Genomic DNA, 17640 nt, shown 5'->3' on the forward strand with positions numbered 1-17640 from the left:
ACATGGCTACGGAAAAAGTTGTAATCGACCCGATTACCCGAATCGAGGGACACCTTCGCATTGAGCTGGAACGCGAGGGAGACCAGATCAAAACCGCGTGGAGTGAGACTACTCAGTTCCGCGGTATCGAAACCATTGTGAAAAACCGCGATCCTCGCGATGTCTGGGCATTCGTTGGTCGTATCTGTGGTGTGTGCACGGGTACTCACTCGGTGGCGTCCATTGCCGCTGTCGAAGATGCCATTGGCTCGACACCGCCCCCGCAGGCACGTCGTATTCGCGACCTGGTGATTGGCTCGCAGGAGATTCACGACCACGTCGTGCACTTCTACCATCTTCACGGTCTGGACTGGATTGATGTCACGAAGGCTCTCGAGGCAGATCCGAAGAAGACCGTTGAGTTCGCGCAGTCGATCGGCTCGACGTGGAAGGGCAACAACGAAGAAACCTTCGCCCGGGTCAAGGAGACCGTGCAGGGCATTGTGGACTCCGGCCAGCTGTCCATCTTCACCGGCGGCTACTGGGGACATGAGGACTACCGCTTGCCGCCTGAGGCCAACCTGATGGCAGTGTCGCACTACCTCGACGCCTTGGCTTTCCAGCGCTCTATCATCCGCATTAACACCGTCTTCGGCGGTAAGAATCCACACCCGAACTTCCTGGTCGGAGGCATGGCGTGCTCCATCGACCCGGAACGCTCTGAGACGGTCAACCAAGTCGGCATTGATCAGATCAAGTCCTGGATCGACGAGATTGTGGAGTTCGTCAATGACTGCTTCTACCCAGATGCAGTCGCCATCATGAGCGTTTACAAGGACTACTTCGACATCGGTCGCTCCTCCGACAGCTTCCTGGCGGTAGGCATGGCCGGCGCCACTTACTCCGGCGACCCGGCTAAGTCCCGTGTCCAGACCGTGCATCCAGACATCAAGCCCGGTGTCATTCTCGACGGTGACTACACCAAGCTCCACCCATTCCAGCCGGAAAAGATCGAGGAATTCATCAACTCCGCCTGGTATACGCAGGAAGCCGGCGATGATGTCGGCCTCAAGCCGTATGACGGCGAAACAACTGTGAACTACACCGGCCCGAAGCCGCCGTACGAGTGGTTGTCGGACAATGAAAAGTACACCTGGTCGAAGGCGCCGCGTTACGACGGTCGCGCTGTTCAAGTTGGCCCGGTTGCTCGTGTGCTGTTGGCATACCTGCAGAAGGAGCCGGAGACAATGCGCCTGGTCGACGAGGTCATGGATAAGCTCGACCTGCGCATTGAGCAGATGAACTCCACTGCGGGACGCACCTACGCACGTGCTGTGGAGTCTGTGACCACCGCCAATTACTTGGCAGATCACATTTTCCCGGAGTTCGTTGAGGCCCTGAAGAACGGCGACATCGATGTCTTCGACAACAGCCGTTGGGAGCCGACCACGTGGCCGGAAAAGTGCCAGGGCGTGGGCTTCCTCGAGGTCGCTCGTGGCATGCTCAGCCACTGGGTCAAAATTGAAAATGGCAAGGTGACCAACTACCAAGCCGTGGTTCCCACCACGTGGCTGGCCGGTGGCCGTGACTCGAAGGGGCAGCTTGGCCCATACGAGCACGCGCTGGCTGGCGATGGCACACATCCGCTGGTTGATCCCGAGCAGCCGCTTGAACCACTTCGCACGATTCATTCCTTCGATCCATGTATGGCCTGCGCAGTCCACATTTTGGATCCGGCTGGTCAGGAAATGTTTAAGGTGACGACGGCATGACACCCCCAGTGAGTGAAAATCCGGAACTGCGACTAAAAGATTCCAAGGGCAACCCCCTGGTTATTGCGGTTATTGACGCACACACCAGCCACTGGTTGTCGCCATCCGAGGTCATTCAGGCCGCAGCAATTGTCCCGGACGACTCCCGCGATCCTGTCGACCTTGCGCTAAAGGTCAGCTTGCGTCGTCGTCGTGACGATCTTTTCCACCTCGACGGCACGCCACTGATGAAACTGACCCCGGATTCCTACGACCCGGCGACGCCTGACCGCCGTTACTCCATTGCCAAGGTGCACGGCCTCAACATTGCGGATCAAACGGTCGATGTCGCCATCATGCGCGGTGAATTGAATGCGGTCGTTGAGGCATCCACGATGTCCCGTGAGGAAGGCGTTCTACTTCGTCGTAACGCGAACATGCATCATGGTCGCGGGCACCGCAGCATGGGCGTCGCGCTTGCGCCCATTGACAAAGACGGAAATATCATCGGAGAGTTCATCTTCGAAGGATTCGTGGCAATGGGGCTGCGGAAACTCGACGAGGCCATTGCGGAGAACAAGAAGGGCTCCGGTTCGTGGGTCGAGGTTCACCTGTGGGGATGGGCGCTGCGCGTTCAACATTGGTTGAACCTGGCGCTGATGTTGGTGATGACCTTTACTGGCTGGTACATCATGCAGCCCTATTTGACTGAGCGCACCTATGACGGCTCGGCCGCGGGATTCGCGATGGGATATGTCCGTTTCGCGCACTTCTTAGCCGGATTCCTATGGATCGCGGTGGGGCTATGGCGTGTCATTCTGCTGTTTGTTACCCACGACCGACAAACACGATGGCGTGCGCTATGGCCGATTTATAACAAGCAGGATGTTAAAGACCTCTGGCACACGATGCAGTACTACCTCTTCCTGCGCAAGGAAGGGCCGTTCTACTTCGCACACAATCCGCTGCAGCAGCTGGCGTACACCGGCATTTACGCGATGTGTTTCATCCAGATGCTCACAGGTTTGTCGCTATACGCGATGATGGACCAGTCCAACTGGTTCTTCCAGCTGTTGGCTATGCCCACGCACTGGATTGGCATCGGCTACTTCCGCCTGATTCACACAATCATCATGTACCTGATTTGGCTCTTCGCCATCATTCACGTCTACCTGGTTATCCGCTCTGATGCGGTACACAACCACGGTGGTCTGTCCTCGATGATTGGTGGCTCTGTCTGGCTACCGCGCGGCACGCAACCGGTTGACTCTCCACGCATTGGATAGGAGATCATTGGGTAACGATAAGGTGTCCGACGCAGTCACCGGTGCTGATGCTGGCACTCCGTTGGTGACGGTTCTTGGCATCGGCAACCCCGTCATGGGCGACGACGGCATTGGTCTCGAGCTGCTGAGGCGCCTTGCCCCAGAACTGGAATCTGCAGGCATGGGGCAGACAACGCAGGCCGGGGATTCTGCGCATCTGGTCTGGTCGCCCTCCAACCTCGATGATCCTGCGAACCTCGCCGGGCGAGGGGACGAATGGACGGGTGCGGTTGCCTACATCGATGGTGGCACCTGCGGTATGGAGTTGCTGCCCATCGTGCAGGAGGCCAAGAACCTATTGTTGCTCGACGCTCTCGCTGGTCCGGGGGATCCCGGTACCGTCGTCAAGCTCGTCGGTGACCAGATCCCTAGACTATTGGCGGCAAAGCTGTCCGCGCATCAGGTCGGCTTGCTGGATTTGCTCACCGCGGCGCGACTGCTGGGGCAGGAGCCTGAGCGCGTCGGTGTGGTGGGAGTGGTCTACGAGTCTGCCGACATGGTGGTGGGGCTCAGCAACACGGCACTTGGCGGCATTGAGGAGGCGACTGAGGTTGCGCGCGAGCTCATCGACAGCTGGCTTGCCGACGAGCGCGCCAGTGACGTCTAACCCTCGCCCTCAGCGCTGACCTCAATACTGGAGATTTCAAACTCGCGGCCGTGCCGCAAATCCGCAGTTGGGGTGCCGCAGACAGGGCAGGTTAGAGCATAGAATTCATCAATTTCATGCTCAGCCTCGCAGGTGGGGCAGTAGACCGTCGAGACAATGAGCTCGGCATCTAACTCGGCGCCCTCACACTGCGTCGCGGCACTGGCCACAGGCCATGCGGCGATGAGGGAATCGTAGACGACCCCGGAGCGGTCGCCCACACGCATTGACACCTTTGTCACGGTACGTCCCGGGCAGACCTCGGCAATCTTTTCCACCACGCTGGTCAACAATCCAAGCTCATGCACAGATACCATTATGGCGAAGTACTCAGCGCGAAGGAGGCGCAGGCGGACCATGTCATCCAAATCCGTTCCGGTTACCCAGCACATCCAGCTCGATGAGCTTGTTGACCCATTCGAGGCACGACTGGATGTCTATCGCGATGACAACGGCGCCATCACACAGGTGTCCTTCGACCTTTCAGGGCTGCCGCGTATCGACGGGATGCTCGTGGGCAAGCAGGCATTAGATGTGCCAGATATCACCAAGCGGCTGTGTGGCCTGTGCCCGGTTGTGCATCATCTTGCAGGTGTACGGGCGGTGGAGGACCTCTACGGGATTTCCGATATTCCCCGCACCGCACAGTTGATTCGAGAGCTGCTGGCGGCCGGGTCGACCTTGGATAATCTAGCGACCAAGTTTGTGGCCGCCGACCGCGAGGGGGCGCGGGCAATGAAGCGTGCGGGAAAAGCTCTGATGCGTGCAGCGGGGGCACCGTCGCATTTCCCAGATGTCGCCGTCCCTGGCGGTGTGCGCGCGGCAGTGGATACGACGTTAGTTACTGAGGCAGAAAGTGCTCTGGAGGCGCTGGCTGAGATGGCGGTAATCAAGGAAGTGGCGCCTCTTGTCGCCCCTGATGCTCCTGATGCTTGGACGGATACTTTTGACGGTCTCGACGTCGCAGTCGTCGATGCTGACGGTGAGCTGGCTCCGCTGGGAAATTACCTGGCAGTCGCGCGGCACGACACCGATACCGCAGCGCAGATTTTCCCGGCTGCTGATTGGCCTACACGTGTTCGGGAATCCCGTCCGGGCGATGCCGCTCCCAGACCGGTGTTTGATGCCTCGAAGGAGCTGGGCAAGGATGGCTGTGAAGGTCAGCGGGCAGATTTCTACCGGGTGGGGCCGGTCTCCAGGCAGGTTGTCGTCGATAAGCGTGGAATCAGCCCACGCGACGCCCAACGCCAGCTTCTCGCCGACACCGTGGCTTGGGCGAAGCGGGTGTTTGCCGACGGGGAACTGCTCGGCGACCATGTGTGCGAACCGAATGCCGCGGCGGCGATTGAGAATGCTGACTTTGAAGGGCATCGCAGTGGTGTCGGGATGATCGACGGGCCGCGCGGGCTGTTAGTGCATCGTTATACGGCAGGAGCTGACGGCATCATCACGGATTGTCAGATTATGACGCCAACTGCGCAGAATGAACCCTGGCTGACGCGTATGCTCACCGAGCAGCTGTGCGGTGGCGGGGAGACTGCGGGGGTCGAGAAGTCCATCTGGGCCGCTGATCCGTGCCTACCGTGTAGCTCGGCACCTGCGGGAGTGATGACATTCACGATGCAGGAACATGCCGGTGCACCTGCGGACAATATAACAACGGATAGCCCTGGTTCGGCAGACGCCCCCACTGTAGTGGAGAGGACGAAGTAACACGATGTGTCTTGGAATTCCTGCCCGGGTTTTGGCAATCGCCGATGGTCCATTGCCGATGGCGACGGTGGATATGGCGGGGCAGAAGCGGCAATGCTCGGCGATGTACGTGCCTGAGCTGGTGGCAGGTGATTGGGTGTTCGTCCAGAACGGGTTCATCATGAACGTGCTGGACGAACAGGAGGCCAAGGAGTCCTTGGCCGCAATTGAGGAATATAACCTCATCGAACATGTCGCTGAGGTCTCCCCGAAGGGACGGGCCTAGTTCACGCAGGTCACGCCGGCGGCGTCGATAGCGGGGCGATCTTCCTGCGGAATTGCCCCGCCTTCCTGGCCGATGACATCGCCATTGGAACCATCTTCGACTTCAGGCGCGGGTTCGGCACCGTCGCCCGAATCAGCGGCCATTCCCTCTGATGTCAATCCCGGGCCTTCGTAGTCACCGGCAATTGTCACTGAGATGTGGTGTGGATCGAGGTATGGATCGTGGACAATCGGTACGCCACCGAGTGCTTCAGAGATGGCCTGCGCTGCCGGATCCTCTGGGTCAGCCGCATTGATCTGGCTGGAGGCAACGCCGGCGAACTCAGCGTTGCCGACCTCTCCCTGGGTGTAGCCCTTTTCCGTTAAGAAACCTGAGACGCCGCTGGCCAAACCTTCAATGCCTGTGGCGTTGTAAACGCTGACCGTAGTTTCAGCCGCGTTGGGGTCAGCCTTCTTTTCGTCTTCTTCCTTCGCCGGAGCTTTTTCTTCCTTGGTGCCCAGCAGGGTCTCGAAGTACTTGTGAACCTGGCCCTTATCGATTGTGACCACCGACTCGCCATAGTCACCGACACCGTCAATCGAGGTCACCGGGATAGTTTCAAACTTCACGTTGCCACCACTGAGGCCCTGCATCTGGGTGGCAAATCCGGTGACATCCCAGTTGTCGTCGAGCACCACCGAACGCTGGACGGCGTTGCCCAGTTCAGACAGCTTCGCGGGATTAGACAGCGTGCCAGCGCCGAGCAGCTTATTGGTGAACGAGGCCATGAAGACCTGCTGGCGAGTAATTCGGTCGAGGTCACCGCGGGGCAGACCATGGCGCTGGCGGACGAATGAGAGCGCGTCGGCGCCCTTCAATGTCTGTGAGCCCGCTGGGAAATCTGCACCCGAGAACTCGTCGTAGACAGCCTCATTCAGACATACATCGACACCACCAATGGCATCGGTGAGCAGGACGAAGCCGAGCAGGCCAACTTCTGCGTAGTGGTCAACAGTGATACCGCTGAGATCGCTAATGGTTTCAATTAGAGCTCTACGTCCGGCCTCGGTCGAGCGACGCTCAATGTCTTCCGGCGAGGCGCCGCTTCCTGCGAGTTCCTCTTCGACCATCTGCTTTGTGTTGCCGTAGACACCATTAATCTTTGTGTTGCCTAGGCGATTGGTGTGGACATAGGTATCGCGCGGAATGGAAATTGCCGTCGCTGAGGAACCATCGGCAGGAACACGAATCACAATAATCGTGTCTGTATTCGTGGCTTCTTCGTCGCCGGCACGCAGAAGCTCAACTTCTTCCGGAGTCAGCGGGTTGCCCTGGGCATCGGTGCGAGAGTCGGAGCCGACGAGCAGAATATCGGTTGCACCGTCCTTCTCACTGCCCAGACCGAAGTCGCCACCTGAACCCAAGTTGTCGGTGGTCCTACCAAGTGTCCACCAGCCAACTGCGGAAATAACCAGGATAATGGCTGAGAGCAGCACAAGCGCATTGCGCAGCATCGGCGGCCAAGCTTGGGCTGTACTCTCTGCAGAGGACGGTGGCGCTTGAATATCGCGTGCGTGACGCGCGCGTGGCGTGTGGCTGCTCAAACCGGGGCTCCTCTTAAACCGTTTTTCGAAAATATAATTTGTGCTGCATGTCTGCGTGGGCATTCCACACATCGTGGAGGGCAGTAAGCAGCTGCGGAAACTACATAAACCTTAACCGTCCAACCGTGTGCGGTTGCACCTCAACACAGTGTCAATCGTATCTACGATAGTGATAAAGAAGAATATGTCTGAAATTTCAGTCTCGCATTTCGCCACTCCTGGACCAACCCACAGCAACTCGCGGTGTCCCATTGTCGCCATAACTGGCGCGGCGGGACAGCTGGGTACTGCGCTTCAGTGTGATTCTTTCGCCGCCGATGTTGAGGTGCGCGCTCTTACGCGGGCGCAGTTGGATATCACTGATTCGGCTGCTGTGGAGGCAACGCCTCTGCTTGACGACGTCGACATCATCATTAACGCGGCAGCGGCGACCGATGTCGATGGCGCAGAATCCGATCCCGGTTCGGCGCACCTTATCAATGCACTTGGACCGAAGTACTTGGCGGCTCGGGCGAAAAAAGAAGGCGCGTATCTCATTCACATCTCCACCGACTATGTCTTCGGTGATGTAGCAGTCGATGAGATGACGGGGCAGCGCCGAGCGCTGCGAGTTGATGATTTCACCGCGCCTCGGACTATGTATGGACGTACCAAGTTAGTGGGGGAGAATAATGTGCGTGATTCGGGTGCGCGTTTCGCTATTTTGCGCACGGCGTGGGTCTGGTCGGGGCCCACACAGCCGGAGGCCAAGGACTTCGTTTCCACGATGATGCGTCTGGCAGAGACGGCGACTGACGACAAAGGCAATCCGGCAATTATTAAGGTCGTTGACGATCAGCACGGAAACCCCACATTTGTCGGTGATCTCGCCGGAGCTATCTGGGAGTTGTCCGAACGTGTGTTGTCCGAACCGAGCAGCGCACCGACCGGCACCTTCCATGTCACGGGCAGCGGTGAGGCGACATGGTTCGAAGTGGCTCGCGAAGTGTTTCGGCTCACCGGTCACGATCCGCAGCGTGTGGCGGCTTGTACCAGCAGTGAGTTCCCACGTCCGGCCCCGCGTCCGGCCTGGTCCGTGTTGGATGGTTCGGCATGGAGTGAGGTAGGTCTACATGCGCTTCCGGAGTGGCAGGACACTTTGCGGGCAGTCCTGACCTAGGGTCTAGGTTTGTGAATGTAACCTCGAATTCCCCGCAACCCTCGCAGCTTCCGCTCGGTGTGGTCACCGTGACCTTTTCGCCCGGTGAGCACTTGAGCAAGCTGGTGGATTCGCTGGGCCCCGCCGCCAGTGCCTCCACGCGCCTGATTATGGCCGACAACGGCTCGACGGATGGTTCCGTGGAGAAGGAAGAAGCTCGGGCCAAGGAGACCGGAGCGGATGTTCAGCTTCTGCGCACCGGCGGCAACATTGGCTATGGCGCGGCCGCCAACCGTGGCATTGCGGAGCTGGGGCGGGCTCGCCGTGCCGGTGAAATCAATCCTGATTACGTCATGCTGGTCAATCCTGACGTGGTGTTTGCCCCTGGCGCAATCGATATTCTGTTGGAATGCGCGCAGCGCAATCCCAAAGCCGGAGCGATTGGTCCGCTGATTCGCGAGGCGGATGGCAGCGTGTACCCGTCGGCACGCGCGGTTCCTAAACTTGTCAGCGGTATCGGGCACGCGCTGCTTGCCGATATCTGGCCTACTAACCCTTTCTCACGGCGCTACCGGGATGACACGGATATGGATCGTGAGCGATCGGCGGGATGGTTGTCGGGCGCGTGCCTGCTGCTGCGGTGGGATGCGTTCGACCAGATTGATGGCTTTGATACCCGCTACTTCATGTACATGGAGGACGTGGATTTGGGTGACCGACTGGGCAAGGCCGGTTGGATCAATATTTTCTGTCCCCGTGCAGAGATTCGTCACGCGCAGGGACATTCTGCCAGTAAGCACCCGGAAATTACCGTAAAGGCCCATCACGAGTCGGCATACCGTTTTATGTCAGATCGCCTGCCGGGGCCGGCGCTGGCACCTGTGCGACTGGCATTGCGTTTGGGGCTGTTCCTGCGTGGCAAAGTCATAATCGCGGTCAAAAAGCGTAGGAATTAATTAACTGTTGGAATGATCCATCGAAGAAAGTTACCGATTTCATGACTACCGAAGTTCGTCCGAGTGCTGGGCATGGCTCCGCCTTCCAGCCGGGAGCGGATGCTGCACAGCAGGCGGGAGCCACGTTGGCTGAACAGACTGACGCTGTCATTCTGGTTGGCGGGCAAGGTACGCGTTTGCGTCCCCTTACCGTGAATACGCCGAAGCCGATGCTGCCCACGGCAGGGCATCCATTCCTGGAGCATCTGCTTGGCCGCATTCGTGCAGCAGGTATGAAGCACGTGGTATTGGGCACCTCCTACCGAGCTGAAGTATTTGAAGAACACTTCGGCGACGGTTCGGATTTGGGTCTCGAAATTGAATACGTCTTTGAGGCTGAGCCGCTGGGAACCGGTGGCGGTATCCGAAACGTCCTAGACAAGCTGCGCTATGACACCGCGATGATTTTCAACGGCGATGTCCTCGGCGGTACCGACTTGCGCGCGGTATTGGGTACTCATGCGGAGAAGGATGCGGACGTTACGATGCACCTCGTCCGTGTGCCGGATCCACGCGCGTTTGGCTGTGTTCCGACCGATGAGGATGGGCGCGTCCTGGAGTTCCTGGAGAAGACCCAGGATCCGCCGACCGATCAGATTAATGCCGGTATCTACGTGTTCCGCCGCGAGATTATCGAGTCGATTCCGGCTGGTCGCCCCATTAGCGTTGAGCGTGAAATCTTCCCAGCGCTGCTTGACCGCGGTATGAACGTCTACGGTCACGTTGATTACGCCTACTGGCGTGACATGGGGACTCCGGGTGACTTCGTCCGCGGCTCCTCCGATTTGGTCCGCGGTATCGCGCCGTCACCACTTCTAGAGGGTAAGCACGGCGAAGCGCTTGTCGACGAATCTGCGTCGGTCGGTGGCGGCGCTCTTCTCTACGGTGGCTCTGTTGTCGGCCGTGGGGCGGAGATTGGTGCGGGAGCTCGGATTGATCAATCGGTGATCTTCGACGGCGCACGCATCGGTGCCGGTGCTGTGATCGAGCGCTCTGTGATTGCCGATGGTGCCGATATTGGCCCGCGAACGGTCATCAGTGATGCCATTATCGGCGAGGGTGCCGTCGTTGGTGCGCGCTGTGAATTGATCAACGGTATCCGTGTGTGGCCGGGCGTCCAGATTCCAGATCACGGAGTACGTTTTTCGACGGATGTCTAGTCTGCAGCCTTCGGCGTGTCAGACTTTTGTCGGCAATATCTGATTAGAGTTGCCGAAGTGTCGCCAAAGGTGCTGGTGAGAGGCATGTGGCGAATGTGATTGAGTTCAGGTGGCAGGTTTAGAGTTCGGGGGCCATCCTTCAACCTGAACTTAATCCCCAACGCGGGGGGAGGGGCTTCAGGGGCAATGAAAAGTATTGGGGCAAATTCTCTATTCGGCTTGACCGATGGTGGGTTACACGTGTGTAATCACAAATGTGTGTTTCGCACACTAAGCCCAATTTAAAGACCCGCAGCAACAATCATCAGGAGGCCCTCGGCATGGAAAAGTCCAGCATGTTTGATGGCGGCTCTGCTGTGGATAGTGAGACGAATGCGGGTGACATCGCTGTGAATGATAGCTCCTCTGAAAACCAGCCTCGGCCGTTGACAGAGTGGGCAGATGACCTTTCGGGGTTGTTTGAAGCCGTCGATCAGGACTGGCAGGAGCAAGCTCTGTGTGCCCAGACCGATCCAGAAGCTTTCTTCCCTGAGAAGGGTGGATCCACTCGCGAAGCAAAGCGTATTTGTCGTGCTTGTGGTGTGCGAGATGAGTGCCTGGAGTTTGCTCTCGAGCATGATGAGCGCTTCGGTATTTGGGGTGGCCTCTCTGAGCGTGAGCGCCGCCGTTTGAAGCGGCAGATTGGCTAGGGCAGCCGGGTCTGCATTTTATCCTTCGCTCGACCTCGCAGTTTCCCCTTGGGTAATACCCTGGGGGATTTTTCGGTGAACGAGTTTTTCTCCGCTCTCTAGGGTTAATAGACGAAAATATGTCCGCTCAGCGTGTCGCTGGGTGGGCCCTTTTGTTGCTTAGTTCTTAATGCGAGTTACTGACTGCGTTTATGACAAAAATCGCCCGAAAAATGGCCTGAAAGTATCATAAACTCACACAGTTTCACATTTGCAGCCCGTATTCACGCGTGCAGCCGGTAATTTATGGGGCCTGACCAGTTACTATCTTGAGAATCACACACTGTTTGTCTATTAACCCGGTCTCTAGGGAGCTCCTTAGGAGAAAGCTTTCTACAGGAAGTTCTCGTTGAAACTAGGGTCCACCTCAACCGGGTCAATGCCCAGATATACCGCTACCAGGCGGGTCAGTACATATTGCAGCATCTGGTCGAGTTCCACTCGGCCCGAGACACGGCGCTCAATGGGGCGGCGGAACACTACTACGCAGGGGCGGGTGGGGTTGCCTACGCGGTCAATGCCAGCGGGGATAAGCCGTCCCAGTGGTACAGGTCCGTCAGCGACAATCTCTTCCGGGAAGTACATGTCCGGGCGTAACTGCATGCGAGGAATCGTGTCGATGGCGATGTCCAGGTGTGACAGTTGTCGGGACCAGCGCTGATCCAATGGGGCGTAGGCGTCAATAACCGCCTGGTCAAAAGCTTCTGAACGGCTCTTCCAGCGGGGTACCTCCGGCGGCAACAGAGGTCCCCGAGGTCCGCGACCGCGTCGCAGTGAGCGTCGCAAAGAGCGCGGAGTATAAGCCGATGAATTCATATTTGTTGAGCTTAATCGGTCGGATCGTCAACGTGGGTGAGGCCAGCTTCCGGCCATGTCGCAGGTTTACTGGGTAAGGCTGGGGTGCCCCGGGGGAGCGTCGGAAAGCGAAAAACGCCCGAGTGGGAGAAAAACTATCGAAACTTAAAGTTAGGGTCTAGACTTTGATGCCGTGAGTGTTTTTAGACGTTGTTGCCGGCCCGGCTGTGGCAAACCTGCCGTAGCTACGTTGACGTATGCCTACGCGGAGTCGACGGCTGTGGTGGGTCCGCTCGCCGCCGCGTCCGAACCGCATAGCTGGGATCTCTGTGAGAAGCACGCGCGTTCTATCACCGCACCGCTGGGGTGGGAGCTCGTTCGTTACGACGTGCCGACGCCCGCCCAGGACGATGATGATTTGACCGCACTGGCGGAAGCCGTCCGTGAAGCTGGCCGCAACGCGACTGGCCTGGTGCTGCGGGATGAGGTCGACAACCGTCCGCAGACCTACAAGATTGATTCCAGCCGCCACCCGTCGACGCGGAAATCCGCGCGCGGTCACCTGCATGTAGTTCGCGATCCGGAGGATTCGGACGACTAACGGGTCGGGCGCCGTGCCCCAGCTCATGCCATCTTGCCGCGGCATTTCTTTGTGAGAGCCTCTCTGTGGCTAGTATCATTTTTCACAAAACTGATACTTACCCAGAGAGGTTTTTCGTGGGCACTTACAATCGTTCCGATTTGGATGCCGTCATCAAGGCCTATGACGTGCGCGGTGTTGTCGGTGAGGGCATCGACGCGGATCTTGTCGGAGCCATCGGCGCCGCCTTCGGACACATCATGCGTTCAGAGGGCGCAACACGTGCCGTAGTTGGCCACGATATGCGTGAGTCCTCACCGGAGTTGGCGGCTAGTTTCGCCGACGGCGCGGCTGCACAGGGGCTCAACGTCACCCTGCTCGGCCTGACCTCTACGGACGAGCTGTATTTCGCCTCCGGAGTAAAGGAATGCCCGGGCGCGATGTTCACTGCCAGCCACAACCCAGCTGAATACAACGGCATCAAGATGTGCCGTTCGCTCGCCCGCCCGATCGGGCAGGAGACAGGGCTTGCTCAGATTAAGGATCTGCTTGTCGACGGAATCCCGGAGTACACCGGCACTCCGGGCGAAATTGATCACGAGGATGTTCTGCAGGATTACGCGGCGTTCCTCCATGGGCTGGTCGACATCCGCTCTGGCCGTCGCCTGAAGATCGCAGTCGATGCCGGTAACGGTATGGGAGGACTGACAGTCCCGGCAGTGCTCGGAGAAGACATGGATGTTGCTGACCTCTACTTTGAGCTCGACGGCAACTTCCCGAATCACGAGGCCAACCCATTGGAGCCCGCCAACCTCGTTGACCTGCAGAAGTTCACGGTGGAGCAGGGCGCAGACATCGGTATTGCCTTCGATGGCGACGCTGACCGCTGCTTCGTCGTCGACGAGAAGGGCAACCCGGTCAGCCCATCGGCCATCTGTGCGTTGGTGGCCACCCGCTACCTGGAGCAGAACCCGGGCGCGGCTATCATCCATAACCTGATCACCTCACACGTCGTGCCGGAGATGATTGTGGAAAACGGCGGAACCCCGGTTCGTACCCGTGTTGGGCACTCCTTTATTAAGGCGCAAATGGCCGAGCACAGTGCTGTTTTTGGTGGCGAGCATTCGGCACACTACTACTTCAAGGAATTCTTCAACGCTGACTCCGGCATGCTCGCCGCCATGCACGTCCTGGCCGCACTGGCAGAGCAGGACAAGCCACTGAGCGAATTCATGGCCGAGTACAACCGCTACGAGGCCTCCGGTGAGATTAATTCCCGCCTGGGCAGCGCAGAGGAGCAGCAGGCAAAGCAGAAGGAAATCGAGACTGCGTTTGCCGATCGCACCGAGTCCTCGGACTGGATGGATGGCCTGACCATTGAGCTGGCGGACTCCAAGGCGTGGTTCAACGTCCGGGCCTCCAATACGGAGCCGCTGTTGCGTCTGAACGTCGAGGCGCCGACGCGTGCTGAGGTCGACGCTCTTGTCGACGAAGTTCTCGGCATCATCCGCGGTTAATCAACCCCACACGCCCGTTTTCAGGCATGCTTGGGAGTATGACCTCGTCATTCGACTCCTCCCATAACCCGCGCCAAGAGGCCCTGTTCTACCGTATGGCCACTGCCGGCGCAGGTCTCAGAGCTGCTGCCTCCGCGACTCGCGGGGGAGCGTTTGCTCAACTTCCACTGCCGCGCAGCGCGGTCATCCTCGTGGGAAATCGTCGGGCGCAGCTCGCCGCCGAATCCGTGCGCGCGCTTGCCGACGACATCCGCTGCCCGGTCGTAATTGCGCATCAGTTGCCCAGTTATGTCGGCGCCCTCGATTTGGTCATCGTCTGTGACGACAACCCCGGCAGCCCACTGGGTGCAGCTCTGGCTGAAGCTGATAGGCGAGGAGCAGCCACGGTCGTGGTGGATCCCGGGGAAGGGCCATTGCGTGCCGCAGGTAGCCCCGATACGGTTGTGGTTCCGCGCCCGGCGATGGCGGAGTCGGCGTCCTTTACCGCCTATGTCGGTGCCATCGCCAGCGCGCTCACCGAATGTGGCGCCACCGCTCTGGCTCCGGCTGGGATAGTCGAGGAAGTCGCCGATGCGGTGGACGCCGATATTGCCGCTTGTGCTCCGCAGCGAGATGAAACAGTTAACCCCGCGCGGCAGGTAGCGCAGTGGTTGGCAGGCCGCAGAATGCTTGCAGTGTCGACGACCTCGGCGCTGGCGCCGGTAGCGGAGCTGGCATCGTTACAGATGCTCGAGGCAGGCGTGGTCTCGGCAGCGTCGTCGATAAGCGAATTGTCTCTTAGCGTGGGCGCATTGCTCGCTGCAGAACCCCAGGCAAGCCGGGATATTTTCTATGACCCGTTCATTGATGGTGGGGATGAAGGGGCGACAGTGCTACCGTTGGGGGCGATTGTTTTAGCTGCGCCGAACAATGTGAGCCACTACCGGGACCACTACGGCGAAGCTGGATGGGCTCGTGTGGAGTGCCCTGCGCTCGATGCGGAGACTCATCATCCACTGGTTGAAGTATGTGTTACTGCAGCCAGAGTTGGTGCGATTGCGGCGTTTTCTGCGTAATCGCCGGGTGTCACCGAAGGCTTTTGGGGGCTTCGGTGAGATTGGCGTGCTTGCGCCAGTAGTGACTATTAGAGGAGTGATACGGGCATGGAGCTGTTGGACCCCGTGCTGCAGTCGTACCCCTGGGGGTCTCGTACACATTTGGCGAGAATCACCGGTGCGGACGCTCCCACATCGAAGCCCTGGGCGGAACTGTGGTTTGGTGCGCATGCACTGGCATCGGCCACCGTAGCCGGCACGCCGCTGGATGAGCTCATTGCGCAGGATCCGGCGGCTGCGCTCGGATGCGCAATTGACACCGACAACGGCAGGCTGCCGTTCCTGTTGAAACTGCTCGCAGCCGATGAGCCGCTGTCGCTGCAGGCACACCCCACCTTGGCAGAAGCTCAGGAGGGATTTGCACGCGAAAATGCGGAGGGCATTCCGGCCACTGCACATTTCCGCAATTACCGGGACAATAACCACAAGCCAGAACTCATTGTCGCCCTGACTACCTTCGACGCGTTGGCCGGATTCCGCCCGGTGGAGCGCACGAAGGAGTTGCTCGCGGCGCTGGCGGTACCGGAGTTCGACCACTACATGGGACTGCTCGATGCCGCCGATGACGAGAGCGCTCTGCGGGCATTGTTTACAACGTGGTTGACGTTGCCCCAGGATGTCCTCGATGAGCTGGTCGAAGCCGTGGCTGCCAAGTGCGCGGATTACAGTGGCGAGGACGAGGAGTTCTCGCGAGTAGCCGAGACCACCTGCGAACTGGCTCGAAAGTATCCGGGGGACCCGGGAGTCCTGGGCTCGATGCTGCTTAATCGCCTTCGCTTACAGCCGGGCGAAGCCATCTACCTTGGTGCGGGACAGCTGCATGCTTACCTCAATGGCATGGGCGTGGAAATCATGGCCAACTCCGATAACGTGCTGCGCGGAGGCCTGACCTCTAAGCATGTCGATGTCGTGGAGCTACTGCGCGTGCTCTCTTTCCGCCCGCTGCCAGATCCGGTGCTGCAGTCGCGGCTGACCGATGATGGCTGGAATGACTATGACGCGCCGGTGCGCGAGTTCCGCCTCCGTTCGCGGGACCTGGAGCCGGGCGAACATGTTCTGCTCGACGAAGATTCCGCCACGGTTGTGTTGTCTACAGCGGGCACGGTTACGTTGCGTCACGACGACTCCGTGGTTGAGGTCCCCAGCGGCCATGCGGCCTGGGTTCCGGCTGTCGACGCAGCCGATATTGAGCTGACTGCGCGCCAAGACGGGGCAACCGTCTTTGTCGCGACCGTCCCGCGGGTGGGTTAGTCCTCGTCGTTATCGAAGAGATTTCCCAGGAATCCGGAGTCCTTTGGCTTTTCCGGGATTGGGGAAATCTTGCTATTGCTAGCCCCGTTGCCGCCAGCGGTGTCCTTCTCCTTCGAAGGGGCCTGGTTGTTCGGCGGTGTCGGCACCTTCGGAGGTGTCGGCTCCTTCGGGGACGTCGGCTCCTTCGAAGGAGTTTTCTGAGGAGTCTCGGACGGAGTTGTGGTTTGCGTACCCGACTGGGACTGCGCCTGCGATGAAGGCGGCTTCGGCTCAGCTGCTGCGCCACCGTCGCCTTCCGGAAGACTGTCGTTCGGCTTTTCCGAGTTATCTTCCGGTAGCAGTGGCACCGGCTTGCTGGGCGTCGGCGAAGAAACGTCGTCAGAAGTGGGCTCTGTGGTCTCCGTGGTCGTCGGAGCTGTTGATGTCGTCGACGTCGGAGTTGTCGTACTTGAGCTTGTGGAAGTCGGCGGGATGTACGCCTGCGGTGGCAGGTACGGATCCTCAACGATCTCGGTGCTCGATGGCGTGGTCGGACGAGGTACCAGACTGCCAGTCGTCTCAGTCAGCGAGGAATCTGAATTCGATTCAGTGCTCTGCTGCAGCTCGGCATCACTAGGAACTGGAGGTAGTGGAGCAGAGGTCTCCATTTTCGACTGAGAGCCGGCGTTTTCCGGATTCGCCCCCTCGGCAGCATTGCTATCGGAGCAGCCAACGAGCGAAACGCTCAGGGGAAGGGCTGCGAGCAGAAGAGCTCCAAAAGCCTTCTTCACCATGGTAGGTACTCCTTTCGTGTCGTGCGTGAGGTCGCCCTGTAACGAAAAAGATAACAGTTGCATTACGAGGTCTGGGAACTAACTTAACATGCCCGTTATCTTCTCTCTAGGGTGAAAATTGTGTTGAGGGGATTAAATAAGTCTCTCGCACTGTAAAAGTGGCGAAAAGTCGGGTAGAACTTCGGTAAGGCCACATGCGGTTTTCCGGCTAGCGGCGCGTGCAGACGACAGCTATTAGGTCGGCGGCCAGATTACCGTGGGCTCGTCGAAAAGCGCTCTTTGGAAAGCGCTCGTCGAAGACGAAAACTGGCAATTGGTTCGAAGCGCGAAAGGAGCGTGGCCAACTA

17 protein-coding genes are annotated in these 17640 nt (G+C 58.9%); 13 read left to right on the forward strand and 4 right to left on the reverse strand.

What is annotated here, in order from left to right; genetic code table 11:
• Positions 1-2 precede the first annotated feature (2 nt).
• From QKE19_RS06655 to QKE19_RS06665, 3 genes are read left to right on the forward strand one after another with little or no spacing between them, the layout of a single operon-like run.
• Entirely contained in the window at positions 3-1751 is a 1749-nt protein-coding gene (locus QKE19_RS06655) for a nickel-dependent hydrogenase large subunit (protein ID WP_049193295.1), read from the forward strand.
• Positions 1748-3016 (forward strand): Ni/Fe-hydrogenase, b-type cytochrome subunit, encoded by a 1269-nt coding sequence (gene cybH, locus QKE19_RS06660; protein WP_016422187.1) that lies wholly within the window; start codon positions 1748-1750, stop codon positions 3014-3016. The genes QKE19_RS06655 and cybH overlap by 4 nt, the downstream gene beginning before the upstream one ends.
• A 7-nt stretch (positions 3017-3023) precedes the next feature.
• Complete coding sequence (locus QKE19_RS06665) at positions 3024-3662, forward strand: hydrogenase maturation protease (RefSeq protein ID WP_016422188.1); 639 nt, start codon at positions 3024-3026, stop codon at positions 3660-3662.
• Here QKE19_RS06665 and QKE19_RS06670 read toward each other — a convergent pair.
• Positions 3659-4018 carry a hydrogenase maturation nickel metallochaperone HypA gene (locus QKE19_RS06670; protein WP_172954599.1) on the reverse strand — a complete coding sequence of 120 codons (360 nt, stop codon included), beginning with the start codon at positions 4016-4018 and terminating at the stop codon, positions 3659-3661. The two genes, QKE19_RS06665 and QKE19_RS06670, sit on opposite strands and share 4 nt — an antisense overlap.
• Before the next feature lie 40 nt (positions 4019-4058).
• On the opposite strand from QKE19_RS06670, the gene QKE19_RS06675 reads away from it, so the two are divergent.
• Positions 4059-5414 carry a nickel-dependent hydrogenase large subunit gene (locus QKE19_RS06675; RefSeq protein WP_347890660.1) on the forward strand — a complete coding sequence of 452 codons (1356 nt, stop codon included), beginning with the start codon at positions 4059-4061 and terminating at the stop codon, positions 5412-5414.
• Between the two features lie 4 nt (positions 5415-5418).
• Complete coding sequence (locus tag QKE19_RS06680; protein WP_070603458.1) at positions 5419-5679, forward strand: HypC/HybG/HupF family hydrogenase formation chaperone; 261 nt, start codon at positions 5419-5421, stop codon at positions 5677-5679.
• On the opposite strand, the gene QKE19_RS06685 is transcribed toward QKE19_RS06680, so the two are convergent.
• On the reverse strand, positions 5676-7172 hold the full coding sequence (locus QKE19_RS06685) for an LCP family protein (RefSeq protein ID WP_224783753.1): 1497 nt from the start codon (positions 7170-7172) through the stop codon (positions 5676-5678). The two genes, QKE19_RS06680 and QKE19_RS06685, sit on opposite strands and share 4 nt — an antisense overlap.
• Positions 7173-7446: 274 nt before the next feature.
• Here QKE19_RS06685 and rfbD point away from each other — a divergent pair, with 274 nt between their 5' ends.
• From rfbD to QKE19_RS06705, 4 genes are all read left to right on the forward strand, one after another.
• On the forward strand, positions 7447-8421 hold the full coding sequence (gene rfbD, locus QKE19_RS06690) for a dTDP-4-dehydrorhamnose reductase (protein ID WP_347890661.1): 975 nt from the start codon (positions 7447-7449) through the stop codon (positions 8419-8421).
• An 11-nt stretch (positions 8422-8432) separates the two neighbouring features.
• Positions 8433-9356, forward strand: coding sequence for a glycosyltransferase family 2 protein (locus tag QKE19_RS06695; RefSeq protein WP_070706035.1), 924 nt, complete (start codon positions 8433-8435; stop codon positions 9354-9356).
• Between the two features lie 41 nt (positions 9357-9397).
• On the forward strand, positions 9398-10555 hold the full coding sequence (locus QKE19_RS06700) for an NDP-sugar synthase (protein ID WP_048731655.1): 1158 nt from the start codon (positions 9398-9400) through the stop codon (positions 10553-10555).
• Positions 10556-10875: 320 nt separating this feature from the next.
• Positions 10876-11244: a WhiB family transcriptional regulator gene (locus QKE19_RS06705; RefSeq protein ID WP_005510060.1), complete on the forward strand. Its 369-nt coding sequence runs from the start codon at positions 10876-10878 to the stop codon at positions 11242-11244.
• Positions 11245-11616: 372 nt separating this feature from the next.
• Here the strand turns inward: QKE19_RS06705 and QKE19_RS06710 are convergent, their stop codons facing one another.
• A complete protein-coding gene (locus QKE19_RS06710; protein WP_016422197.1) occupies positions 11617-12099 on the reverse strand; it encodes a metallopeptidase family protein in 483 nt (160 codons plus the stop codon).
• Between the two features lie 172 nt (positions 12100-12271).
• On the opposite strand from QKE19_RS06710, the gene QKE19_RS06715 reads away from it, so the two are divergent.
• The 4 genes from QKE19_RS06715 to manA all read left to right on the forward strand — a co-directional run bounded on the left by QKE19_RS06715 (position 12272) and on the right by manA (position 16520).
• Positions 12272-12679 carry a DUF3499 domain-containing protein gene (locus tag QKE19_RS06715; protein ID WP_005509890.1) on the forward strand — a complete coding sequence of 136 codons (408 nt, stop codon included), beginning with the start codon at positions 12272-12274 and terminating at the stop codon, positions 12677-12679.
• Positions 12680-12795: 116 nt separating this feature from the next.
• The gene (locus QKE19_RS06720; protein ID WP_080985611.1) at positions 12796-14175 is read left to right on the forward strand and encodes a phosphomannomutase/phosphoglucomutase; all 1380 of its coding nucleotides are present in this window, start codon (positions 12796-12798) and stop codon (positions 14173-14175) included.
• 38 nt (positions 14176-14213) lie between these two features.
• Positions 14214-15230 carry a hypothetical protein gene (locus QKE19_RS06725; RefSeq protein WP_070643144.1) on the forward strand — a complete coding sequence of 339 codons (1017 nt, stop codon included), beginning with the start codon at positions 14214-14216 and terminating at the stop codon, positions 15228-15230.
• Between the two features lie 87 nt (positions 15231-15317).
• Positions 15318-16520: a mannose-6-phosphate isomerase, class I gene (manA, locus tag QKE19_RS06730; RefSeq protein WP_048731660.1), complete on the forward strand. Its 1203-nt coding sequence runs from the start codon at positions 15318-15320 to the stop codon at positions 16518-16520.
• Here manA and QKE19_RS06735 read toward each other — a convergent pair.
• Positions 16517-17293, reverse strand: a complete 777-nt coding sequence (locus QKE19_RS06735) for a hypothetical protein (protein WP_284839796.1) — start codon at positions 17291-17293, stop codon at positions 16517-16519. The two genes, manA and QKE19_RS06735, sit on opposite strands and share 4 nt — an antisense overlap.
• Positions 17294-17640 lie beyond the last annotated feature (347 nt).

This window comes from Corynebacterium sp. c8Ua_99 (assembly GCF_039907185.1).
GTDB classification, from domain to species: domain Bacteria; phylum Actinomycetota; class Actinomycetes; order Mycobacteriales; family Mycobacteriaceae; genus Corynebacterium; species Corynebacterium jeikeium_D.